This window comes from Nonomuraea sp. CA-218870, from assembly GCF_050936535.1.
Taxonomy (GTDB): domain Bacteria; phylum Actinomycetota; class Actinomycetes; order Streptosporangiales; family Streptosporangiaceae; genus Nonomuraea; species Nonomuraea corallina.
This window is the reverse complement of sequence record NZ_JBNJMN010000001.1, coordinates 318,721-342,318: the sequence shown is the minus strand read 5'-3', so window position 1 is coordinate 342,318 and position 23,598 is coordinate 318,721. Positions and strand designations below refer to the sequence as shown.

18 protein-coding genes are annotated in these 23,598 nt (G+C 71.1%); 11 read left to right on the top strand and 7 right to left on the bottom strand.

Features of this window, described 5'->3' with window-relative positions:
* Positions 1 to 26 precede the first annotated feature (26 nt).
* A complete protein-coding gene (locus ACQEUU_RS01600; protein ID WP_433059245.1) occupies positions 27 to 653 on the top strand; it encodes a type 1 glutamine amidotransferase family protein in 627 nt (208 codons plus the stop codon).
* Positions 650 to 1,168: a MarR family winged helix-turn-helix transcriptional regulator gene (locus ACQEUU_RS01595; protein WP_433059242.1), complete on the top strand. Its 519-nt coding sequence runs from the start codon at positions 650 to 652 to the stop codon at positions 1,166 to 1,168. Before ACQEUU_RS01600 ends, ACQEUU_RS01595 begins: the two co-directional genes overlap by 4 nt.
* Before the next feature lie 31 nt (positions 1,169 to 1,199).
* On the opposite strand, the gene ACQEUU_RS01590 is transcribed toward ACQEUU_RS01595, so the two are convergent.
* On the bottom strand, positions 1,200 to 1,682 hold the full coding sequence (locus tag ACQEUU_RS01590; RefSeq protein ID WP_433059239.1) for a C40 family peptidase: 483 nt from the start codon (positions 1,680 to 1,682) through the stop codon (positions 1,200 to 1,202).
* Between the two features lie 504 nt (positions 1,683 to 2,186).
* On the opposite strand from ACQEUU_RS01590, the gene ACQEUU_RS01585 reads away from it, so the two are divergent.
* From ACQEUU_RS01585 to ACQEUU_RS01565, 5 genes are all read left to right on the top strand, one after another.
* A complete protein-coding gene (locus ACQEUU_RS01585; protein WP_433059237.1) occupies positions 2,187 to 2,525 on the top strand; it encodes an STAS domain-containing protein in 339 nt (112 codons plus the stop codon).
* Positions 2,526 to 2,616: 91 nt separating this feature from the next.
* Complete coding sequence (locus ACQEUU_RS01580) at positions 2,617 to 3,798, top strand: zinc-dependent alcohol dehydrogenase (RefSeq protein WP_433059234.1); 1,182 nt, start codon at positions 2,617 to 2,619, stop codon at positions 3,796 to 3,798.
* Between the two features lie 43 nt (positions 3,799 to 3,841).
* Positions 3,842 to 4,900: an NAD-dependent epimerase/dehydratase family protein gene (locus ACQEUU_RS01575; protein ID WP_433059231.1), complete on the top strand. Its 1,059-nt coding sequence runs from the start codon at positions 3,842 to 3,844 to the stop codon at positions 4,898 to 4,900.
* 103 nt (positions 4,901 to 5,003) lie between these two features.
* Positions 5,004 to 5,468: an ATP-binding protein gene (locus tag ACQEUU_RS01570; protein ID WP_433059228.1), complete on the top strand. Its 465-nt coding sequence runs from the start codon at positions 5,004 to 5,006 to the stop codon at positions 5,466 to 5,468.
* Between the two features lie 98 nt (positions 5,469 to 5,566).
* A complete protein-coding gene (locus tag ACQEUU_RS01565) occupies positions 5,567 to 5,971 on the top strand; it encodes a DUF1992 domain-containing protein (RefSeq protein ID WP_433059226.1) in 405 nt (134 codons plus the stop codon).
* A gap of 117 nt (positions 5,972 to 6,088) precedes the next feature.
* Here the strand turns inward: ACQEUU_RS01565 and ACQEUU_RS01560 are convergent, their stop codons facing one another.
* On the bottom strand, positions 6,089 to 8,440 hold the full coding sequence (locus ACQEUU_RS01560; protein WP_433059223.1) for a glycoside hydrolase family 6 protein: 2,352 nt from the start codon (positions 8,438 to 8,440) through the stop codon (positions 6,089 to 6,091).
* Between the two features lie 298 nt (positions 8,441 to 8,738).
* On the opposite strand from ACQEUU_RS01560, the gene ACQEUU_RS01555 reads away from it, so the two are divergent.
* Genes ACQEUU_RS01555 through ACQEUU_RS01545 form a run of 3 tightly spaced genes read left to right on the top strand, consistent with a single transcriptional unit; the run spans position 8,739 to position 15,771 of the window.
* Entirely contained in the window at positions 8,739 to 11,669 is a 2,931-nt protein-coding gene (locus tag ACQEUU_RS01555) for a glycoside hydrolase family 48 protein (protein WP_433071696.1), read from the top strand.
* The gene (locus ACQEUU_RS01550) at positions 11,612 to 14,191 is read left to right on the top strand and encodes a glycoside hydrolase family 9 protein (RefSeq protein WP_433071694.1); all 2,580 of its coding nucleotides are present in this window, start codon (positions 11,612 to 11,614) and stop codon (positions 14,189 to 14,191) included. Before ACQEUU_RS01555 ends, ACQEUU_RS01550 begins: the two co-directional genes overlap by 58 nt.
* The gene (locus ACQEUU_RS01545; RefSeq protein ID WP_433059220.1) at positions 14,188 to 15,771 is read left to right on the top strand and encodes a cellulase family glycosylhydrolase; all 1,584 of its coding nucleotides are present in this window, start codon (positions 14,188 to 14,190) and stop codon (positions 15,769 to 15,771) included. Before ACQEUU_RS01550 ends, ACQEUU_RS01545 begins: the two co-directional genes overlap by 4 nt.
* Before the next feature lie 231 nt (positions 15,772 to 16,002).
* Here the strand turns inward: ACQEUU_RS01545 and ACQEUU_RS01540 are convergent, their stop codons facing one another.
* On the bottom strand, positions 16,003 to 16,551 hold the full coding sequence (locus ACQEUU_RS01540) for a hypothetical protein (RefSeq protein ID WP_433059217.1): 549 nt from the start codon (positions 16,549 to 16,551) through the stop codon (positions 16,003 to 16,005).
* 10 nt (positions 16,552 to 16,561) lie between these two features.
* Positions 16,562 to 17,629, bottom strand: a complete 1,068-nt coding sequence (locus ACQEUU_RS01535) for a lytic polysaccharide monooxygenase auxiliary activity family 9 protein (RefSeq protein WP_433059214.1) — start codon at positions 17,627 to 17,629, stop codon at positions 16,562 to 16,564.
* Between the two features lie 227 nt (positions 17,630 to 17,856).
* Here ACQEUU_RS01535 and ACQEUU_RS01530 point away from each other — a divergent pair, with 227 nt between their 5' ends.
* Positions 17,857 to 18,939: a GH12 family glycosyl hydrolase domain-containing protein gene (locus ACQEUU_RS01530; RefSeq protein ID WP_433059211.1), complete on the top strand. Its 1,083-nt coding sequence runs from the start codon at positions 17,857 to 17,859 to the stop codon at positions 18,937 to 18,939.
* A gap of 19 nt (positions 18,940 to 18,958) precedes the next feature.
* Here the strand turns inward: ACQEUU_RS01530 and ACQEUU_RS01525 are convergent, their stop codons facing one another.
* The 3 genes from ACQEUU_RS01525 to ACQEUU_RS01515 all read right to left on the bottom strand — a co-directional run bounded on the left by ACQEUU_RS01525 (position 18,959) and on the right by ACQEUU_RS01515 (position 23,562).
* Entirely contained in the window at positions 18,959 to 20,221 is a 1,263-nt protein-coding gene (locus ACQEUU_RS01525) for a serine/threonine-protein kinase (RefSeq protein ID WP_433059208.1), read from the bottom strand.
* Positions 20,208 to 21,179: a LacI family DNA-binding transcriptional regulator gene (locus tag ACQEUU_RS01520; protein WP_433059205.1), complete on the bottom strand. Its 972-nt coding sequence runs from the start codon at positions 21,177 to 21,179 to the stop codon at positions 20,208 to 20,210. Before ACQEUU_RS01520 ends, ACQEUU_RS01525 begins: the two co-directional genes overlap by 14 nt.
* A gap of 223 nt (positions 21,180 to 21,402) precedes the next feature.
* Positions 21,403 to 23,562 (bottom strand): transglycosylase domain-containing protein, encoded by a 2,160-nt coding sequence (locus ACQEUU_RS01515; protein ID WP_433059202.1) that lies wholly within the window; start codon positions 23,560 to 23,562, stop codon positions 21,403 to 21,405.
* Positions 23,563 to 23,598: the final 36 nt, after the last annotated feature.

The following is a 23,598-nucleotide window of genomic DNA, read 5'->3' as shown; positions in this document are numbered from 1 at the left end:
TGATGTCGTTATGACAGTATATTGTCATGAACGAAGAGAAGAAGACGATCCACGTGGCGACGTACGACACCATGGCCGACTGGGAGGTCGGGCACGCGACGGCCCATCTGCGCAGCGGCCGCTTCCACCGCGACGGCACCGGCTACGAGATCGTCATGGTCGGTCTCACCCGCGACCCCGTCACCAGCATGGGCGGCCTGCGCATCACCCCCGGCCTGACCCTCGACGAGCTCACACCCGAGCGGAGCGCGCTGCTGATCCTGCCCGGCGCCGACCTGTGGGACCTGGGCGACTCCCTGGCGCCGTTCGCCCGTACGGCGCGCGCGTTCCTCGACGCGGGCGTCCCGGTCGCCGCGATCTGCGGGGCCACGGCCGGGCTCGCCAGGGAAGGACTGCTCGACGGGCGCGCCCACACCAGCGGCGCGATGGAGTACCTCCAGGCCCAGGAGGGCTACTCCGGCGCCGGCCACTACGTGGAGGCGGACGCGGTCACCGACGGCGACCTGGTCACGGCCGGGCCCACCGAGCCGGTGGCGTTCGCCAGGGAGATCTTCCGCCGGCTCGACGTCAGCCGCCCCGAGGTGATCGACGCGTGGTACCGGCTCTTCGCCCGCAGCGACGCGTCGGCGTACGAGGTCCTGGTGTCGGCGTGAGCGACGCGGACACGCACCCGGACGAGGTGGGGACGTTGCTGTCGGACACCGCGGTGACGGTGTTCCGGTTGCACGGGCGGTTCCTGGAGATGTCCGAGACCCTGGCCCGCCCGGCGGGGTTGACGGCCGCCTGGTGGCAGGTGCTCGGCGCGGTGCTGCGCGAGCCACTGCCGGCGGCGGGCATCGCCAGGGCGATGGGCATGACCCGCCAGGGCGTGCAGCGGGTCGCCGACCTGCTGGTGGAGAAGGGCCTGGCCGAGTACCGGCCGAACCCCGCGCACAAGCGCGCCAAGCTCCTCACCCCGACCCCCGAGGGCAGGGAGGCGATCGCCAAGATCAATCCCGGCCATCGGGAACTGGCCGCCAGGTTGGAGAGAGAGCTCGGCGTCGACGGCATGCGCGCCTGCCTGGCGTCCCTGCGGCGGCTCAACACGGCGATGGAGCACATCACCGCCTCCTGGCCCCGCCCGGACAACGCCGCCTCCGCGCCCCCGCCCCGCCGCACCACCCCCTGAGCCGGGCTCGGCGTCGGGCCGCCGCGGGGGTTCAGCGGTCCTGGTTCAGGCCGGGGCGGACGGCGCCGAGGTAGGTGCGCCGGTCGAGGGGTTCGACCCGTACGCGGCCGCCGGTGTACGGGGCGTTGACCATCCGTTTGCGGCCGATCGCGACGGCGACGTGCTCGGGGCCCGGGCGGCGCCGGTTGCTGTCGTAGAAGACCAGGTCGCCGGGGCGCACCGCGTTCCTGGGGACCCGGGCCCCTTCGCGCCACTGCGCCTGCGAGGTGCGGGCGATGGTCACGCCCACTGAGGCCCACGCGTACTGCGCGAGCCCGGAGCAGTCGAACCCCCAGATCCTGGCGCCGCGGCCGATCCCGTAGCCGGGGCCGCCGGTGCCGCCTCCGCCCCACGAGTACGGGAGCCCGACCATGCCGAGCGCGGTCCGGGCCGCCATCCGCCCCCGGTGGTAATCGGACGCCGGAGCGTCGTCATAACAGTCGTCCGCGTCCCAGGAGGAACAGTCGTGGGCCATTGCCGTGGCTGAATTCACGGCGCCGACAAAAGCACAGGCCAGGGCTGTGAGTATGAGTACGCGTAGTGCCCGCATCTCTGGTTCACCGCTTCTGCGTCATTGGACGCGCCGATCCTCGCCGCCGGCGCAGCCTCGCTTTCCCTCTGATGAATGCTCGGCAAGCTATGGGGATAAAACGCCCTTTAACCAGGAGGGACGCGTGTATGGCGACAAGCTGAAAAATAGCCTCTAATGGCGCAGCGGCAAAAGCGGAGCAGTCCGGACATTTCCTCATTCAAAGGCGCGGCATATTCCGTTACCCGAAAGGGGTTTGGCCTTCCCCGAGCACGCTCGTTCCCCCGGCCGGCCCCCGTCGGCGGCCTTCATGAGAAGGTGTCAATTCGGTCATTTTCCGACGAAGATTACATAGACGAGCATATTTCGTGTATCGTGGGCAGCGGCCGGCGCCTTCCGCCACGAGGCCCGGTGACAACCCCCTGAGCCAGAGAGGGGGGTGTGCGCGTGATGAGCGACGACACGGAACGACTGCTCTACCAGGACGCCCAGGTGCGCGTCATCGCGCGATGTCCGCCGATGACGATCCTCCTGGTGGGGGAGGTCGACCTCACCAACAGCCAGGAGCTCGCCCGTACCCTGCGATGTTCGTGGAACGGCGGCGAGCCGCTGGTCGTCGACACCGGCGCGCTGACCTTCGTCGACCTGTCCGGCCTGCGCGTGCTGGCCCTGCCCGCGCTGCCGCCGGAAGACCGGTGGATCAGGCTGATCAACCTGACCCCGTGCCAGAAGCGGCTGCTGGAGCTCATGGGCTGGCGCCAGGAGGCCCGCGCGCGGCCGCTCGCCTGACCCCGCCGGAGCCGCCGCATGCCCCCGCCGTGACCCGTGTCTAGGGGGCCGCCCCGGGGGTATGCGGGGCGGATCGACGAGAGAGGGAACCATGAAGGCCGTCACATGGCACGGAAAACGGGACGTACGGGTCGAACAAGTACCCGATCCGGAGATCAAGGAGCCGAACGACGCCGTCATCCGGGTCACCAGCACCGGCATCTGCGGCTCCGACCTGCACCTGTACGAGGTGCTCGGACCCTTCATGCAGGAGGGCGACATCCTCGGGCACGAGCCCATGGGCGTCGTGGAGGAGGTCGGCGCCCAGGTGACCGGGCTCAAGCCGGGTGACCGGGTGGTGATCCCGTTCAACATCTCCTGCGGCCACTGCCACATGTGCGGGCTGGAGCTGTACGCCCAGTGCGAGACCACCCAGGTCCGCGAGCACGGCATGGGCGCGGCCCTGTTCGGCTACACCAGGCTCTACGGCCAGGTGCCCGGCGGGCAGGCGGAGTACCTGCGGGTGCCGCAGGCGCAGTTCGGCCCGATCAAGGTGCCTGAGGGGCCGCCGGACGAGCGGTTCGTGTTCCTGTCGGACGTGCTGCCCACGTCCTGGCAGGCCGTGGAGTGGGCGGAGGTGCCCGACGGCGGCAGCGTGGCCGTCTTCGGCCTGGGCGCCATCGGGCAGATGTGCGCCCGCATCGCCCGTCACCGCGGTCACCGGGTGATCGGCGTGGACGGGGTGCCCGCCCGCCTGGAGATGGCCCGCCGCCACGGCGTCGAGGTGATCGACGCGGCCGACGTCACCGACGTGCCCGCCGCGATCCGCGACCTGACCTCGGGGCGCGGCGCCGACTCGGTGATCGACGCGGTCGGGATGGAGGCGCACGGCTCGCCGGCCGGCAAGCTGGCCCAGAGGATCACCGGCCTCCTGCCGGACGCGGTGGCCGCGTCGCTCATGACCCACGCGGGCGTCGACCGGCTGGCCGCGCTCAACCAGGCCATCGAGAGCGTCCGGCGCGGCGGCACCATCTCGGTCATCGGCGTCTACGGCGGCATGACCGACCCGCTGCCGATGCTGCGCATGTTCGACAAGGGCATCGCGCTGCGCATGGGCCAGGCGCACGTCAAGCGCTGGATCGACGCGCTGATGCCGCTGCTCATCGACGACGGCGATCCGCTCGGCGTGATGGACCTCGCCACGCACACCATGCCGCTCGACCAGGCGCCCGAAGCGTACGAGATGTTCCAGAAGAAGCGGGACGGGGCGGTCAAGATCCTGCTCAGGCCGTGACCCGGGCGGTTTCGCGCCCCGTGCCCTGGGCAGCCACACGCGCATGAGAGTCGTGGTGGTGGGGGCGACGGGCAACGTCGGGACCAGCGTGGTGCGGGCACTCGAAGCGGACGACAGCGTGACGTCGATCGTCGGCGTGGCCAGGCGGCCGCCCGGCTCGCGCGAGGGCCGGGTCGAGTGGCACAAGGCCGACGTGGTCCGCTCCGACCTGTCGCCCATCTTCGAGGGCGCCGACGCGGTCGTGCACCTGGCGTGGTTGTTCCAGCCGACCAGGGACGCCGTCGTCACCTGGCGGGCCAACGTGCTCGGCAGCACGCGGGTCTTCAGGGCCGCCGCCGAGGCGGGCGTCTCCGCGCTGGTGTACGCGTCCTCGGTGGGCGCGTACTCCCCCCGGCCCAAGGACACGCGGGTGGACGAGAGCTGGCCCACGCACGGTTTCCCCGGCGCCGCCTACGGGCGGGAGAAGGCCTACGTCGAGCGGGTGCTCGACGTGTTCGAGAACGACAACCCGGGCATCCGGGTGGTCCGCATGCGGCCCGGGTTCATCTTCAAGCGGGAGGCGGGCACCGAGCAGCGCAGGCTGTTCGCCGGGCCGTTCCTGCCGCGGCGGCTGGTCAAGGCGGGACGCGTGCCGTTCGTGCCCGACATCCCGGGGCTGAAGCTGCAGGTGCTGCACACCGAGGACGCCGCGGAGGCGTACCGGCTGGCCGTCACCCGGGAGGTCAGCGGGGCGTTCAACCTCGCGGCCGAGCCGGTGCTCGACCCGCGCGCGCTGGCGGAGCTGCTCGGCGCGCGGGTGGTGCCGGTCTCCGGGCCGCTCGCCAGGGCCGCCGCGTCGGCCGGCTGGCATCTGCGGCTGGTGCCGGCCGCGCCCGGCCTGCTGGAGCTGGCGCTCGCCATTCCGCTGATGAAGACGGACCGGGCGCGGGAGGAGCTCGGCTGGGAGCCCCGGCACACCGCGCAGGACGCGATCCTGGAGGCGCTGGAGGGCATCCGGGAGGGCGCCGGGGCGGACACCGCGCCGCTCGCCCCCGACAGCGCGCGGGGCCGGCTGCGCGAGCTCGTCACGGGAGTCGGCAGCCGTTCCACCCCCGAAGGCTGATCCGGGTGTAAACCGGGCAGACCGGGGGAACAAGCGGACTGCGCGAGGTCCGGAAGCGCGGCCTGCGTGTCATCCGACACGGAGGAAGCGTGAGGAGGCTGGGATGCGCACTCTGCTGACCCGATCCATCGCCGGCACGGAGGTCGCCGACCTGCGTCAGGCGGTCGCTCGCCACGCGACGGGCTGCGGGCTGGCGAGCCCTCGCCTGGAGGACTTCGTCCTGGCCGTGCACGAGAGCGTCATCAACGTGGTGACCCACGCGGGCGGGCACGGCCACGTGAAGCTGTGGACGGTGGACGGGGTGCTGGGCGCCGAGACCGTCGACCACGGGGCCGGCATCCCCGGCGGTTATCCGGAGGTCCACCGCCCGCCTCCCGAGACGGTGTGCGACGGCCGGGGCCTCTACCTCATCCGCGAGCTCAGCGACGGCGTCACCGTCCGCACCGGGCCGCGCGGCACCCGGGTCGAGATCACCATGCTCCTGCCCGTGCGCCGGGTGAGGCGCCGGTCGCCGATGAAGCGCATCCGGGTGGCGGCCGACAGGCAGCCGGGCGGGTTCACCGCCTGACCACGGGCCGGGGCCCCTGGCTGACCGGTCGCCGGCAGGCGGGGCTCTCGCATCCCCCGGGTAGCCTCGCAAGGAGAGCCGAGATCAGGGGGTCGCGCGTGAGCGAGCGCAAACCACCGGGAGTGCCCTTCGAGAGCTGGGTCGACCGGCAGATCCGCGAGGCCATCGAGCGCGGGGAGTTCGACGACCTGCCCGGCGCCGGCAAGCCCATCCCGGGGCTCGACCAGCCGTACGACGAGCTGTGGTGGGTCAAGCAGAAGGTGCGCGCCGAGGGCCTGTCGATGCCGCTGCCGCCGACGCTGCAGCTGCGCAAGGACGCGGAGGAGGCGCTGCGCCAGGCCGAGGGGGCGCGTACCGAGGCCGAGGTGCGGCGGATCGCCGGCGAGATCAACGACCGGATCCTCGAGGCCATCAGGACCGGGCTGCCGGGGCCGCCGCTCAACCTCGTGCCCTACGACGTCGAGCGCCTGGTCGCGGAGTGGCGCGAGAGGAACGCGCGCTGAGAGCGCGGCGAACGCCCCGCCGCGTGCGACGGGGCGTTCGCCTTGAGGTGGGAACAGGACCCAGACCGGGGCAGGTCCGGCGGTCTGGGCCCTGTGCTGGTGATCAGGTGCCGGAGGTCAGGACAGCGCGGGGTACGCGTTCCTGACCAGCTCCCTGAACTGGGCGGAGAACCACTGGCCGGAGATCGGCGCGTCGGCCAGAGCGCCGGTCAGGTTGTTGCCGTTGAGCTCGTTGCCCGTGTAGGTGGGGTCGCACATCCGGTCGAAGCGCTTGCCCTGATCGTTGTCGATCTCCCTGCTGGCGCCGTCGGACTCACCCGGCGGCTTGATCCACACGTAGGCGTCGAAGCCGGCCGCGGGGCTGGCCTGCGGCCGCTCGCCGAGGCCCGCGCCGCTCTGGTTGCACCAGTTGCCGGCGTGGATGCGGCGGTCGGTGCGCGACTCCTCCACGAACGTGTTGACGTTGGTCGAGGTGCTCGGCCCGGCCGGCCGGGCGGTGCCGCCCCAGCCGTTGCGCGAGGTGTCGACGAGCATGCCCAGACCCTGGCGGAAGCCCTTGGCGATCAGGGCGTTGCGCAGTGCGGTGGCGAAGCCCGCCTCGTCGACGTGGTAGTTCCAGTCCACCCACTCGGACTGGCGGACGCTGGTGCCGTTCACCATGGTGTTGACGGTGAAGTGCGGCTCCCTGAGCGCGGAGTAGTTGGCGGTGTTGACGATGAAGCCGTCCACGCTGTCGACGCCCGCGGCGGTGCCGGCCACGGTCTGGTAGAAGAGGTCGACCGCGGGCTGGAAGTTGGAGTCCCAGCCGAGCCAGGCGTGGTGAGCGGCGTCGACGTAGGTGTAGACGTTGGTGATCGCGTGCAGCTTGTCGAGCGCGTAGCGGACGCCGTCACGGTAGCCGCCGGGGCCGTCGGCCTCGCGGCAGTCGGCGAACTGGTCGGTGTTGGTGATCAGGTTGGGCAGCGAGTCCGGCTCGATGATCGTGACGATCCTCAGGTTGGCGTACTGCGGGTCGTCGAGGATGTCGGCGATCGGGTCGATGTACTCGGCCTTGTAGCGGTTGAAACCGTTCTGCGCGATGCGCAGCTCGCCGTTGGAGGCCAACGCCGAGCAGTCGCGGTTCGGCAGGTTGTAGATGACGACCTGGATGGTCAGCGGCGTGGCGCCGTTGGCGGCGTCCTGGGTGACCGCCTCGTCCAGGTGCTCCCGCAGGCTCATGGCGGAGGCGGAGCCGGCGATGGCGGCGATCCGGTCCATCCACACGGCGGTGGAGATGTTGGCCACCGCGGCGCCACCGGGCTCGGCCGCGGCCTTGGCCGACCAGTCGGGGTTGACGTAGCCGGTCGCTCCGGCGTACGGGTTCTCGACGTGGACGGGGTTGGTGCCGCCGTCGTCGTCGGCCTCGGCGGCCGTGACGGTCCGTGAGGTCAGGCCGGTGGACGCCACGGTGAAGGTGCGGGTGCCGGCGGTGGTGTCGGAGTCCTGCGCCGCGGCCAGGGTCACCGTCTGCGGGGTGTTCCAGTTGTCCGGCGTGAAGGTGAGCGAGGCCCCGGAGGAGACGGTCAGGTTCGTGTCGCCGCTGCCGCCGGTCGAGGTGACGGTCACGTTCGCGCTGGGCCTGGCGGCCAGCCGGACGGTGTACGTGGCGGTGCCGCCTTCCGGCACGGTCACGGACGTGGGCGTGACGATCAGCGACTGCTCCTGGGCGGCGTCGTCGTCCACCTCGCTGGCGTTGACGGTCGCCGAGGTGGCGCCGGTGCCGCCGACGGTGAAGGCGGCGGTGCCGGAGACGGTGTCGGCGTCCTGGGCGGCGGCCAGGGTCACGGTCTGCGGGGTGTTCCAGTTGGACGGGGTGAAGGTGAGTGAGCCCCCGGAGGAGACGGTCAGGTCCGTGTCACCGCTGGTCCTGGTGGTGCTGACGGTCACGTTGGCGGAGGGGGCGGATGACAGGCGGGCGGTGAAGGTGGCGGTGCCGCCCTCGGGGACCGCCAGGGAGCTGGCGGAGGTGACGACCGAGGGGGTCTCGCCGCCGGGGGCGCCGCAGGTGGTGCCGTTCACGGCGAACGACGTCGGGTTCGGGTTGCTGCCGGACCAGGTGCCGTTGAAGCCGATGGAGGTGCTGGCGCCGGTGGCCAGGCTGCCGTTCCACGGCATGTTCCTGCCGGTCACGGTGGTGCCGGACTGGCTCCAGCCGGCGCCCCAGCCCTCGGGCGTGTAGCGCTGGCCGGTGGTCGGGAAGTCGAAGGTCAGCGTCCAGTTGCTGAGGGGGTCACCGAGGTTCTTCAGCGTGATGCCGGCGGTGAAGCCACCCTGTCCCGGACTGGATGTCCACGTGTTGGCGGTGTACACGACGTCGCAGGAGACCGCGGCGTGCGCCGCCGTCGTCTGCCCGGCGACCAGGCCGAAGGCCGCGACGCAGGTCGCGGTCGCGGTCACGGCCCATTTACGCAGGCCGCGTGGGATGTTCACGAGTCATCATCTCCAGGGGGGACAGAGGCTGACTTGGGAGCGCTCCCATCGTGCAACCGGGTCCGCCAGGGTGTACAGCCGACGACGCTGCGCGAGCCCCGCCCCGCGGTCACACGCTCGCCGAACGCCGACGAACCGGCGTGAAACTTTCATGCCACGCCACCAGGTGAGAGGAAATACGGCTGTCATGCGGAGGGCGTTTCGTTGACACCTGCTCCACGGCGCGTCGCACAATCCCCATGGGAGCGCTCCCACCCCCTACTCCCATGGAGCAGCCGTGATCCGTAGACCCCGTTCGATGCTCTCACGCCTGGCCAGGAGGCTCGCCGCACCCGCGGTCCTGGTCCTCGTGGCGGGCACCACCACCGTACTCGCCCAGGCGCCGGCCAGCGCGGCCGTCGCCTGCCAGGTGACCTACGCCTCCAACGACTGGAGCAGCGGCTCCAGCGGAGGCTTCACCGCGGCCATCACCATCGAGAACCGCGGCGACCCGCTCACCAACTGGACCCTGACCTTCGACTTCCCCACCACCACCCAGCGCTACCAGCAGGGCTGGAGCGCCAGCTGGAGCCAGTCCGGCACGCGGGTCACGGCGCAGAACATGCCGTGGAACGGCAACCTGGCCACCGGCGCCAGCACCTCCATCGGCTTCAACGGCACCTGGTCCGGCAGCAACCCGGCGCCGACCACGTTCGCGATCAACGGCACCACCTGCGGCGGCAGCGGGCCCGTCAACAACCCGCCCACGGTCTCGCTGACCTCGCCGACCGCCGGGCAGAGCTTCACCGCCCCGGCCACCGTGCCGATCGCCGCGACCGCCGCCGACGCCGACGGCACCGTCGCCAAGGTCGACTTCTACCAGGGCAGCACGCTGCTGGGCAGCGACACCAGCGCGCCCTACACCTACAACTGGCAGAACGTGGCGGCAGGGAACTACTCGATCACCGCCAGGGCGACCGACGACGACGGAGACACCACCGTGTCGTCACCGGTCGGGATCACCGTCACGTCGAGCAACACCCCCGCGCTCCTCGTCAGCCCGCTCACCCTGGCCGTGCCCGAGTCGGGTAACGCCTCCTTCAGCGTCCGGCTGTCGGCGCAGCCCTCCGGCAACGTGTCCGTCACCACCGCGCGGGTCAGCGGCGACACGGACCTGACCGTCGGCACCGGGGCCACCCGCACGTTCAGCACGTCCAACTGGAACAGCCCGCAGACCGTGACGCTCAACGCGGCCGACGACGCGGACGACGTCAGCGGCTCCGCCGTGTTCCGGGTCAGCGCGAGCGGGTACGCGCCGATCGACGTCACCGTCACCGAGGTGGACGACGACGGGTCCGGCGGCGACAACGAGTACATCCAGCGCTTCACCGAGATGTACAACGACCTGCACGACCCCGCCAACGGCTACTTCTCGCCCGAGGGCGTGCCGTACCACTCGGTGGAGACGTTCATGGTCGAGGCGCCCGACCACGGGCACGAGACCACGTCCGAGGCCTACAGCTACTACCTGTGGCTGGAGGCGGTCTACGGGCAGGTCACCGGTGACTGGTCGAAGTTCAACAACGCCTGGGCCTCCATGGAGAGGTACATCATCCCGGCCACCGCCGACCAGCCGACGAACTCGTTCTACGACCCGTCCAAGCCGGCCACGTACGCGGCCGAGCACCCCAGCGTCAGCAACTACCCGTCGCAGATCGAGCAGGGCGTGAGCGTGGGCACCGACCCGATCGCGAACGAGCTGCAGAGCGCGTACGGCACCCGCGACATCTACGGCATGCACTGGCTGCTCGACGTCGACAACACCTACGGCTTCGGCCGCTGCGGCGACGGCACCACCAAGCCCGCCTACATCAACACCTACCAGCGCGGGGCCGAGGAGTCCGTGTTCGAGACGATCCCGCAGCCCTCGTGCGACACGTTCGAGCACGGAGGGCCCAACGGCTTCCTCGACCTGTTCATCAAGGACTCCTCCTACGCCAAGCAGTGGAAGTACACCAACGCCCCCGACGCCGACGCCCGCGCCGTGCAGGTGGCGTACTGGGCGCTGACCTGGGCCAAGGCGCAGGGCAAGGAGTCGCAGATCTCCGCCACCGTGGCCAAGGCCGCCAAGATGGGCGACTACCTGCGCTACTCGATGTACGACAAGTACTTCAAGCAGCCCGGGTGCACCAGCCCGTCCTGCCCGGCGGGCACCGGCAAGAACGCCGCCTCCTACCTGATGTCCTGGTACTACGCCTGGGGCGGCGCGACCGACGCCAACGCGGGGTGGGCCTGGCGGATCGGCTCCAGCCACAACCACTCCGGCTACCAGAACCCGTTCGCGGCCTGGGCCCTGTCGAACGTCACCGAGCTGCGGCCGCGCAGCTCCACCGGCGCCAACGACTGGAGCACCAGCCTGACCCGGCAGCTGCAGTTCTACACCTGGCTGCAGTCGGCCGAGGGCGCGATCGCGGGCGGCGCAACCAACAGCTGGGAAGGCGACTACGGCACCCCGCCGAGCAACCTGCCCAAGTTCCACGGCATGACCTACGACTGGCAGCCCGTCTACCACGACCCGCCGTCCAACCAGTGGTTCGGCTTCCAGGCGTGGACGATGGAGCGGGTCGCGGAGCTGTACAACGTGACCGGCAACGCCGACGCCAAGCGGCTGCTCGACAAGTGGGTGGCCTGGGCGCTCGACAACACCACGGTCGGGTCGGACGGCAGCTACGAGATCCCGTCCACGCTGAGCTGGACCGGCGCGCCGGCGGGCAACTTCAACGCCACCACCGGCATGCCGCCGGCCAACCCGAACCTGCACGTCGAGGTCGTCAACCACACCCAGGACGTGGGCGTCGCCGGCTCCTACGCCAAGGTGCTGATGTACTACGCGGCCAGGGCCAACCACGCCGAGGCCCGTGACACGGCCAAGGCGCTGCTCGACGCCGTGTGGGAGAACCGCGACGACAAGGGCGTCTCGGTCGAGGAGACCAAGGCGGACTACCAGCGCGTCGACGACCCGGTCTACGTGCCGCCGGGCTGGACCGGCACCATGCCGAACGGCGACCCGATCAACTCGAACTCCACGTTCATGTCGATCAGGTCCTTCTACGAGGACGACCCGGACTGGCCCGAGGTCCAGGCGTACCTCAACGGCACCGGACCGGTGCCGACGTTCAACTACCACCGGTTCTGGGCGCAGGTCGACGTGGCCGTGGCCCTGGCCGAATACGGGCGGCTCTTCCCGTGATCAGCCGCACCCTCCGGAGGGCCGCCGCCGTCGCGGCGGCGGCCCTCGCCCTTCCGCTCCTCGCCGTACCGGACGCCCAAGCCGCGGCGGCCCCGGCGTTCGCGTACGGCGAGGCCCTGCAGAAGTCGCTCTGGTTCTACGAGGCCCAGCAGTCGGGCGAGCTGCCCGACTGGAACCGCGTGAGCTGGCGGGGCGACTCCGCGCTGGACGACGGCGCCACGGCCGGGCTCGACCTGACCGGCGGCTGGTACGACGCCGGCGACCACGTCAAGTTCGGCTTCCCGATGGCGTTCTCCGCCACCATGCTGGCCTGGGGCGCGGTCGAGTACCGCGACGCCTACCAGGACTCCGGCCAGCTCACCCACCTGCTCGACAACCTCAGGTGGGTCAACGACTACTTCATCAAGGCCCACCCGTCGCCGAACGTGCTCTACGGCCAGGTGGGCAACGGCGGCGCGGACCACGCCTGGTGGGGCCCGGCCGAGGCGATGTCCATGGCCCGTCCCGCGTACAAGATCGACGCGTCGTGCGGCGGGTCGGACCTGGCGGGGGAGACGGCGGCGGCGATGGCCGCCGCGTCGATCGTCTTCCGGCCGACCGACCCCGGCTACGCCGACACGCTGGTCACGCACGCCAGGCAGCTCTACACCTTCGCCGACACCGTGAGGAAGAAGTACAGCGACTGCATCACCGACGCCCAGAGTTTCTACAACTCGTGGAGCGGATACACCGATGAGCTGGTCTGGGGCGCGATCTGGCTGTACAGGGCAACGCAGGACCCGGCCTTCCTGACCAAGGCCGAGTCGCTCTACGACAGCCTCGGTACCGAGCCCCAGACCTCCATCAAGTCGTACAAGTGGACCATCGCCTGGGACGACAAGTCCTACGGCGCCTACGTGCTGCTGCACAAGCTGACCGGCAAGCAGAAGTACCTCGACGACGCCAACCGCTGGCTGGACTGGTGGACGGTCGGGGTGAACGGCTCCCGGGTGGCGTACTCGCCCGGCGGTCAGGCCGTGCTGGACCGGTGGGGGTCGCTGCGGTACGCGGCCAACACCGCCTTCGCGGCGCTCGTGCACAGCGACTCGATCACCGACGCCACGCGCAAGGCCCGCTACCACGACTTCGCGGTACGGCAGATCGACTACGCGCTCGGCGACAACCCGCGCGACTCGTCCTACGTGATCGGGTTCGGCGCCAACCCGCCGAAGAACCCGCACCACCGCACCGCGCACGGCTCGTGGACGGACCAGATCTCCTCCCCGGTGGAGACCCGTCACACCCTGTACGGGGCGCTGGTCGGCGGGCCGCCCGAACCGAACGACGCCTACACCGACAAGCGGGACGACTACGTGATGAACGAGGTCGCCACCGACTACAACGCGGGCTTCACCAGCGCGCTCGCCCGGCTCTACCGGGAGTACGGCGGGCCGCCGGCGGCGGGCTTCCCCGCCGAGGAGACGCCCGACGGGCCGGAGATCTTCGTGGAGGCCGCGGTGAACGCCGCCGGCACGACCTTCACCGAGATCAAGGCCATCGTCCGCAACCGGTCGGCCTGGCCCGCGAGGGTGCTGGACGACGGCTCGTTCCGCTACTACTTCACTCTCGACGGCGCCACCACGGCCTCGCAGATCACCGTGTCGTCCGCGTACAACCAGTGCGCGGCCCCGACGCTGCACGCGGCCGGCGGCAGCACGTACTACGTGGCCGTCGACTGCTCCGGCCAGGACATCGCCCCGGCGGGACAGTCGCAGCACCGCAGGGAGGTCCAGTTCAGGATCGCCAGCTCCGGTACGTGGGACCCGGCCAACGACTGGTCCTACCGCGGCGTGGCGACCACGCCGGGCGCGACGCCGGTACGGGTGGACAACATCACGCTCCACAGCGGCGGCACCAGGATCTGGGGCCGGCCGCCGGCACCCGAGGAGGAGGACGACACCCCGCCCGGCAGACCGGGCACCCCGGCCGTCTCCGCGATCACCGGCTCCACGGCCAGGCTGACGTGGACGGCGGCCACCGACAACGTGGGCGTCACCGGCTATGACGTCCACCTGGGAGGGGAGAAGGCGGGCACGGCCACCGGCACGACCTTCGGCCTGACCGGGCTCACCCCGGGCACCGCCTACACGGCGCACGTCGTCGCCAGGGACGCGGCGGGCAACGCCTCGCCGCCGTCCGGCGACGTCACGTTCACCACCACCGACGAACCGGCCCCGACCGGCGGCTGCACCGCCGCGTTCAAGGTCGTCAACACGTGGAGCGGCGGCTACCAGGCCGAGGTCACGGTCAAGAACGACCGCACCACGCCCATCACCGGCTGGACCGTGTCCTGGACCGGCTCCGGCGCCATCACCCAGATCTGGGGCGGCAGGCACACCGCGTCGGGCTCGGCCATCACGGTGCGGAACGAGGCCTGGAACGGCTCCCTGGCCCCCGGCGGCGCCACGACGTTCGGCTTCCTGGCCAACGGCTCCGGCGTCGTGCCCCAGCCCATCACCTGCGCCCCTGAGGAAAGCACATGAGATCACGCCTCGCCGCCCTGGCGGCGATCATCCTCCTGCCGGTCGTCCTGGTCAGCCAGCCGGCGCACGCCGCCGTCGGCATCCACGTCAGCGGCGCGAACATCGTCGAACGCGGCGGACAGAACCTGATCCTCCGCGGCACCAGCCACCCGCACGCCTGGTACACCGGCCAGACCCAGGCGTTCCGCGACATCAAGTCGCTGGGCGCCAACGCCGTGCGGGTGGTGCTCAGCGGCGGCCGATGGACCCCGAACAACGCCGCCGACGTGGCCGGCGTCGTCTCCCTGTGCAAGCAGAACCGGCTGATCTGCGTCCTGGAGAACCACGACACCACCGGGTACGGCGAGCAGAGCGGCGCCTACACCCTCGACCAGGCCGCCGACTACTGGATCAGCGTCAAGTCCGCCCTGGCCGGCCAGGAGGACCACGTCATCGTCAACATCGGCAACGAGCCCATCGGCAACAACGCCGTCACGCCCGGCTGGGCCGCCGCCACCTCGGCCGCGATCCAGAAGCTGCGGACCAACGGCTTCGACCACGCGCTCATGGTCGACGCCCCCAACTGGGGACAGGACTGGCAGTTCACCATGCGCGACAACGCCAGGACCGTCTTCGACAGCGACCCCGACCGCAACGTGATCTTCTCGATCCACATGTACGGGGTCTTCGACACGGCCGCGGAGATCACCGCCTACATGGACGCGTTCAGGACCGCCGGGCTGCCGCTGGTCGTGGGCGAGTTCGGGCACGACCACTCCGACGGCAACCCCGACGAGGACACGATCATGGCCCAGGCCGTGAGCCGCGGCCTCGGCTACTTCGGCTGGTCGTGGAGCGGCAACGGCGGCGGCGTCGAGTACCTGGACCAGGTCACGAACTTCGACGTCACCCAGCTCACCTCCTGGGGCCGGCGGCTCTTCGACGGGACCAACGGCATCAGGGCGACCGCCCGCGAGGCCGCGATCTACGGCGGCGGCGGCGAGGACGACACCACCCCGCCGTCCGCCCCCGGAGCCCCGTCCGCGTCGAACGTGACCGCCACCGGGACCCGCCTCACCTGGACCGCCTCCACCGACGACGTGGGCGTCACCGGCTACGACGTCTACCGCTCCGGCGGCACGCTCCTCGGCCAGACGGCGACCAACGCGATCACGCTCTCCGGCCTGACCCCGGCCACCGCCTACCAGGTGTACGTGCGAGCCAGGGACGCGGCGGGCAACCAGTCCGCGTCGTCGCCGAACGGCTCGTTCACCACCCAGCCGGGCTCGGGCGGCGGCGGCTGCTCGGTGACCCCCACGGTGCAGAGCCAGTGGGGCGGCGGGTACGTCGTCCAGGCCGGCGTCACCAACACCGGCGCCTCGGCCGTGACGGGGTGGACGGTGACGTTCACGCTGCCCGCGGGCCATCAGATCACCGGCTTCTGGAACGCCGCCGTCTCCGTCAGCGGCCAGACCGTGACCGCGAGGAACGTCGGCTACAACGGCGACCTCGGCCCCGGCGGCAGCACCGGCTTCGGCTTCCAGGCCTCCCGGCCCAGCGGACAGACGAGCGTGCCGTCCGGCTACACCTGCGCCACCTGACCGACCCGTCCCCCACGCCGAGGAGGTGAGGCCCATCCCGATGAAGTGAACCGCCCCTGCGAACCCATCCCGCCCGGATGGCGCGAACGCGGCCGGCCTGAAGAGTCCTCCCCCTCCGCCGGCCGCGTTCGCTTGCGGGCCACCGCTCCTGCCGGTGCCCGCCCGCTTCCGCGGGGCCCGTCCCGCCCGTCGGGCCGGGCCCCGCTTCTTCCTCGGACTGCTCGAAAGGTCCTACCTGGCCTGCTCGAACCTCGCCCGCGCGGCATCCAGCGCCGCGTCGTCGCCGAAGTCCGCGAAGGCCTCCTCGTGCAGGCGCTCAGGGATCAGCTCCCTGACCCGCTCCGGGTAGCCGTCTCCCGCGGCGGGCACCCGTACCTCGGTGTGGTGGCCGAGCCGCACGGCGAGCGGGCCGGCGACCCGCACGGACGTCTTCCAGTCCGTGCCGGGGCCGGTGATCGCGCACATGTGCCGGGCGTACACCCACTCCACCTCGGCCACGCTCCGCGCGCCCTCGGGGGCCACGCCGAACGGGTCGACGGCACAGATGATCTTCCCGGCGTCCTCTTCGAAGTGATGCCCGTGGTGGTGGTGCTCCTCAGGAGAGGACCGCTCAAGCAGCGCCGTCACCCGGGCGGTCAGCTCCCCGTGCAGGTCCTGCGGCAGCTCGGGCTGCCGCAGGACCGCGAGGAGCGACGTACCGGCGATCGCGGCCACGACCACGGCGGCGACGGCCAGGAAGCCGCGCCGCCGGGCCGGTGGCCTTCGTACGTCCTCCAGCATCGGCCTGCCTCTACGGGCTCGTGCAGGTCAGCGTCGGGACCGGGCTGGGCACGCTGCCCGTGGCGTTGAACCCGAACGTGGTCGAGCCGTTCGGCGCCAGCTGCCCGTTGTACGACGCGTTCTTGGCCACCACGTTGGGCGGCTGCCCGGTCAGGGTGGCGTTCCAGGGCGAGCCCGAGAAGCCCTGGCCGCCGGTGTAGGTCCAGGACACCGTCCAGCCGTTGATCGGGGTGGTGCCGGTGTTGCGGACGGTCACCTCACCCTGGAAGTGGCCGTCCCAGCCGTTGTAGGTGCCGCGGAAGGTGGCCTGGCAGTCCGCGTCGGGGTCCGGGGTCGGCGTGTCCGTCGGGTCGGGGCCGGGCGACTGCCCGCCGCCCGGGCCGACGCCGGTGACCTCGCCGTTGCCGCCGTCGAAGACGACGTCCGAGCAGCTGTAGAAGTTCTCGTTGCTGTCGGAGCGCTTCCAGTGGATGAACAGGATGTGGTTACCGCTCTTGCCGGACGGGAGCGTGGAGTTCCAGTAGTAGTAGTTGAGCGCGCCCACGCCGCCCGACTGCGGCGGGTTGCTCACGGTGCCGAACTTCTCCAGGTCGGCCCAGCGCAGCGGGCCGTTCGCGTTCCACCCGTTCCTGGTGATGTAGAGGTCGAACGAGCCCGGGTGGGCCGCCCAGTTGCTGTGCCGGATCTGGATGTTCGCGCCCGACGTCAGGTGGGTCTTGGGCCAGTCGTTGCGCACCGCGTTGTAGGCGCTGAAGTCGTACGGCCCGCCGGTGCCGCCGCTGCAGATCTGGCCGTCGGGGATGAACCCGCTGGTCCGGCCGGCGCCGTCGGAGCGGAGCACGGCGAACCAGTTGTACAGCGGGGTGGTGCCGCTCTGCGCGACGGCCGCGTCGCACGCGGGGTTGTACGGGTCGATCGCGCCGTTGTCCCGCAGGCCGTCCTGCCAGCACAGGAAGGTGCGGCTGCCGGGGAACATGGTGACGCCGTGGGCCTGGGCCGACTGGGGGATCACGAAGGCGGTGATGATCATGGCGAACGCCGCGGCGGCCGCGAGGACCACCGAACGCATGACTCTCATGGACAAGATTCCTTTGCTCACACGCATGACAGAGGAACCCACCACGACCCGCCCGCCCGGCAGCACTCGCGTGATCGCATTACAACATGTCCGGACTAAGTCCGACAATCCCAAGTGAAACTTTCAGTCGTCCCGGCGGTGGTTTCGCCTGGTGGCCCACCCTGCCGCCGCACCACAGGACCGGGCCGGGTTGCCGGAGCCGCCCCGGCCTCGTGATGGTGGCGGGCATGAGACGCGTGCACCTCCCCATGGCCCTCGCGGTCCTCCTGGCGACCTTCGCGTTCGCCCTGCCCGCGCAGGCCGCGGCCCCCGTCATCTGCGAGAAGTACGGCTCCACGGCCATCCAGAACGGCCGCTACGTCGTGCAGAACAACGTCTGGGGCGCCGACACGGCACAGTGCATCGACGTCAACCAGAACGGCGGCTTCACCATCACCCAGGCCGCGCACAACAACGCCACCAACGGCGCGCCCGCCGCCTACCCGTCCATCTTCGCCGGCTGCCACTACGCCAACTGCACCACCGGCAGCGGCCTGCCCATGCGGGCGGACGCGAGCGGCTTCCGCAACCTGCGCTCCGCCGTCAGCATGAGCTATCCGAACAGCGGCACCTGGAACGCCGCCTACGACCTGTGGTTCGACCCCACGCCGCGCACCGACGGGCAGAACACCGGCGCCGAGCTGATGATCTGGCTGAACCGGCGGGGCTCCATCCAGCCGATCGGGTCCCAGGTCGGCACCGTCAACCTGGCCGGCGCCACCTGGCAGGTCTGGTTCGGCAACATCGGCTGGAACGTCATCTCGTACGTCCGCACCACGCCCGCCACCTCCCTCGACTTCGCCGTCGACACCTTCTACGCCGACGTCGTGGCCCGCGGGTACGGCCAGCGGTCCTGGTACCTGACCAGCGTGCAGGCCGGGTTCGAGCCCTGGGTGGGCGGCGCCGGCCTGGCGGTCGGCTCCTTCTCCGTCACCACCTCGGGCGGCCAGGACCCGCAGCCCGGCGGCTCCTGCCAGGCCGTCGCGACCGTCCAGAACCAGTGGGACACCGGGTACGTCGTCCAGCCGGTCACGGTGACCAACGGCGGCTCGTCGCCGATCTCCGGCTGGCGCGTCACGTTCACCCTTCCCGCCGGTCAGGCGATCACCGGCTCCTGGGGGGCCCAGCTGTCCACCAGCGGGCAGACAGTGACCGCGACCAACCTCCCGTACAACGGCTCCCTGGCGCCCGGAGGCAGCACCGGCTTCGGCTTCCAGGCCTCCCGCCCCGGCGGCTCCACGGCCGTCGCCTCGGGCTACACGTGCTCGTGACGGGCCCGCGCCGGGACCGTCAGGGCGACCGGCGGGCGGCGGAGATCTCGTTGAGCCGGATCTCCAGCTGGGATCGGCAGGCCGAGGTGAGCCGGCCCTCCCGCTCCCGGTCCGCCAGCTTCCTGCGCAGCCCGGACAGGCGGGTCTCCTCCGGTCCCGGCGACACCAGCGCCCCGCGCAGCACCTGTTTGAGGTCCAGCGCCACGTCCCCGCCGAGCGCGCCGCACACGTCGGAGCCCTCCAGGGTGGCGTGGAAGCCGTCGACCGCCTGCCGGACCGTCTGCGCCTCGGCCTGCGTCCGCTCCATGGCCGGCATCGAGGCGACCGACGACGGCGGCGCGGACGGCGCTGACGACGGCGCCGGCGAGCTCACCGCGGGCGGCATCACCTGCCGGGGCAGCTCCAGCAGCGCCGCCAGCGACAGCGCGAGCACCGCCGTGCCCGCCACGGCCAGGCCGCGCCGCAGCCGCTTGGGCAGGCTGAGCGCGGTCGACAGGGCCGACGCGACCTCCGCCGCCTGCGGGCGGCGGGCCGGCTCGGGCTCGAGACACCGCTGGCAGAGCGCCGCCATCCCGTGCGGCGCGCCGGGCGGGCGCGGCGGCGGGTACGGGCGGCGCGCCGTCTCCAGCTGCTCCCACGTGGTCTCCGGGTACGGGGTATGCCCCGCGATCATGGTGAACAGCAGCACGCCCAGCGCGTACACGTCCATGGCCGGGTGGGTCGGCGCCCCCGCCAGCCGCTCGGGCGCGACGTACGGCGGCGTGCCCCGGCCGTCGTCGGGGTCGCCGGCCGAGGCCGCGATGCCGAAGTCGAGCAGCTTCAGCCCGTCGCCGGTGAGCAGCACGTTCTCGGCGGTGACGTCCCGGTGGACGAGCCCGCGGGCGTGCCCGGCGGCCAGCACCCGGGCGGTCCGCATGGCGACGGCGGCGGCCTGCGGCCACGGCAGCGGGCCCTCCTGCAGGCGCTCGGCCAGCGGCACCCCGTCCAGCAGCGGCATCACGACGAAGGCCGCGACCTCCCCGCTGGTGGTCACGGCCTCGCCGTAGTCGTAGATCTCGATGGCGTCCGGATGGATGAACCGGGCGGCGGCCCGTGCCTCGCTCCGCGCTCGGACCCGGTCCCCGAGGCCCGTCTGGAGGGACGAGCACTGCACCTTGACCGCCACCATCCGGTGCAGCGACTGGTCGAAGGCCCGCCAGATGACGGACATGCCACCGCGGGCCAGCGGGTCCAGGAGCAGGTACCTGCGGGCCAGGACGTCTCCGGGTTCATGCCGAGTCACGGATGACCAGTTCTGTCGGGAGGATCGGATCGATCCCGGTCGTTCCGGACAGTAGCAACCTGGTCGCGATGGTGGCCACCTCCTCGACAGGCTGACGTACGGTGGTGAGCGCCGGGTTCGTGTGCCGGGCGACCGGCGCGTCGTCGAACCCGATCACCGCGACGTCGGCGGGCACCCTGCGGCCCGCCCGGCGCAGCGCCTGGATCGCCCCGGCGGCCATCAGGTCGGAGGCGGCGAACACCGCGTCCAGGCCGGGGGCGTGGCGCAGCAGCCACTGCATGGCGTGGGTGCCCGACGCCGCGGTGAAGTCTCCGTACGCGACGGGGACCTCGGCCGCGCCCGCCTCCCGAAGCGTCTTGATCAGGCCGTCGAGCCGGTCCTTGGCGGCGGGCAGTGAGGGCGGGCCGCCGATGGCGGCGACGGACCTGCGCCCGGTGAGCAGGAAGTGCTCGGCGGCCTGCCGCCCGCCGTCGTAGTTGTCCACGTCGGCGTACGGCAGCTTCAGGTCGTGCGGCGGCCGGCCGATGTTGCGCACGGTGATGCCGGAGGTGCAGAGCTTGATGGCGAGGGGATGCCGTTCCCTGGCGCCGACGAGCAGCACCGCGCCGGACAGCGTGGGCAGGATGGACGAGGTCGGGTTGACCGTGGTGATGGTCAGGTTGGTGCCGCTCTCGGCGACGACGGCCCCGCTGGCGGATAGCAGCCGGGCATAGTACGGTTCGGAGAATAATCGCGGCAGATGGTCGCAGATGACCGCGGTGATTCCGGTCGCCGTGGTTCTGGAGACCGATCCTCTGGGCGCCCGCTGCCGCACGTATCCCATCCGGGACACGGCTTCGTAGACCTGGCGACGGGTTGACGTGCTGACCCGGACCGAGCCGGTGAGCACGCGGGAAGCGGTGGCCGGGGAGACCCCGGCGGCCGCGGCGACCTGGGCCAGTGTGGGCTGCTCGGACATGCTCGACACCTCGCGCCGAAGATCCCTGGGAGCGCTCCCACGTTATCAATGTTTCGCCGCCGTTAACAGTCCCTCTGTACTGCGCTGTTAGTTCCGAGTAAAGAAATCCGCAGGTGATGGGACTCGAAAGAGCGGAGATTTTCTGCGCCATTTCCCGGCCCGCTGACGTGTCACGCCGGCGGGGAGGGCCCGGACCCCGGACCCTCCCGTGAGCGCCGGCCGATCAGTCCAGGCCCAGGTCCGCCCTGATGCCGTCGTCGCCGTCGATGTCGCGCAGCTGGCGGGGCTCGTCACGGTCCCCCGAGTCCCGCTGCACCGGCGCGCAGCTCGACCCGCAGCCGCCGAACCTGGAGGAGTCGAGCGGGTGGAACTTCGTCGCCTTGGTCCCCTTCAGCGCCGCCAGCATGGTGTCGCGCCAGATCGGCCCCGGGATGCTGGCGCCGAAGACCGACCCGTAGTAGCGGCCGCCGATCGTGACGTTGTTCAGCTTGTACTTCTGCGAGCCGCGCGGGTCGCCGATGCTGACCGCGCCCGCCAGGTCGGGGGTGAACCCGGCGAACCAGGCCGTCGCCTGGGCGTCCGTGGTGCCGGTCTTGCCCGCCGCCGGCCGGCCGATGCCGCCGACGCCGCGCATCGTGCCCTTGGTGAACACCCCTTCGAGGATGTGCGCCGCGGCGTCCGCGACCTCGGGGTCCATCACCTGCTTGCACTTCGGCTCGTACTTCTTGGCCTTGCCGTAGCGGTCGACGATCTGGGTGACGACCATCGGCTCGCAGTACTTGCCGCGCGCCCCGATCGCCGCGTAGGCGTTGGCGACCGTCACCGGGTCCATCTCGTTGATGCCGAGCGTGAACGTCGAGAACTCCTGCAGCGGCTGGCCGTCGGCGCGCTTGATGCCCAGGGACTTGGCCGTCTTGATCGTGTCACAGAGGCCCACCTCCTCCTGCAGCTTCATGAAGAAGGTGTTGACCGAGCCCCAGGTGCCGGTCTGCAGCGTCCTGAAGCCGCCCGACCCCTCGTCGTTGGTGACGGTGTGGGACGGGTCGCCGATGTTCTCGCCCTTGCAGTTCTTGAACGTCGAGTAGCCGGGCGCCCGGTAGCCGGCGCCCACCGAGAACCCGTCGCTGACCTTCATGCCCTCCTTGAGCCCGGTCAGGAGGGTGAAGGTCTTGAACGTCGAGCCGGCCTGGAAGCCGATGCCGCCGCCGTGCGCCGCGTCGGCCACGACGTTGTACGACATCTCGTTCCGCTTCTTGGAGCGGCCGTAGGTGCGGCTCGCGGCCATCGCCTTGATCTCGCCGGTGCCGGGCTCGACCAGGGCCTCGGCGGCCACCGGGTGGTCCGAGGGGCGCACCCACTTCTTGATGGCCCGCTCGGCCGCCTTCTGCATCTTGGGGTCGAGCGTGGTCTTGATCGTCAGGCCGCCCCGGTTGAGCAGCTGGGTGCGCTCCTTCTTGGTCTTGCCGAAGGCCGGGTTGCCGAGGATCTCGGCCCGCACGTACATGCAGTAGTAGGGGTACCGGCTCGCGCCGCAGCCGCCGGGCAGCGGGGTGCCCTTGTAGCCGAGCTTCTTGGCCTTGGCCTCTTCGAGCTCCGCATCGGTGATCTTGCCCAGCTCGCGCATCCGGTTGAGCACGATGTTGCGCCGCTCCAGCAGCCGCTGGCGGTACTGCCTGCCCAGGTTCGGGTCGGTGCGGTTGGGATCCTGCACGGCTCCGGCCAGGGTGGCCGCCTGGGCCAGGTCGAGATCCTTGGCCGAGACGCCGAAGAACCGCTTGGCCGCGGCCTCCACGCCGTTCGCGCTCGCGCCGAAGTAGGCGATGTTGAGGTATTTCTCCAGGATCTGGTCCTTGGTGTACTTCTCCTCGACGCCCATCGCGTAGCGCAGCTCGTTGAGCTTGCGGGCGTAGCTGGCCTCCAGCGCCTTGGCCTTCTCCTCGTCGGTGACGGCCGAGTTGAGCAGGACCTGCTTGACGTACTGCTGGGTGATGCTGGAGCCGCCCTGGGCGATGCCGCCGGAGGTCAGGTTCTTGGCCAGGGCGCGCAGCGTGCCCTCGATGTCGATGGCGCCGTGCTCGTAGAAGCGGTAGTCCTCGATGGCGATGATGGCGGTCTTCATCACCTCGGAGATCTCGTCGAGTCCGACGCTCTCGCGGTATTCCTCGTAGAACTGGCCGATGGAGTCGCCCTTGGCGTCGAGGATCGTGGTCTTCTCGGCCAGCGGCGGCTCCTCGAGGGTCATCGCCTTCAGGTTGAGCTCTTCCGCCGTGTTGACGAACATCGCCCCGGCGCCGCCGACCGCCGGAAGGGCGAGGGCGGCGGTGAGCACGCCGGCCGCCGCTGCCGCACCCGCGAGCCGCAGGATCCCTGATCCCCGGTCCATGTGAGAGAACCTCCCCGATTCGCCACCCTTGCCAAA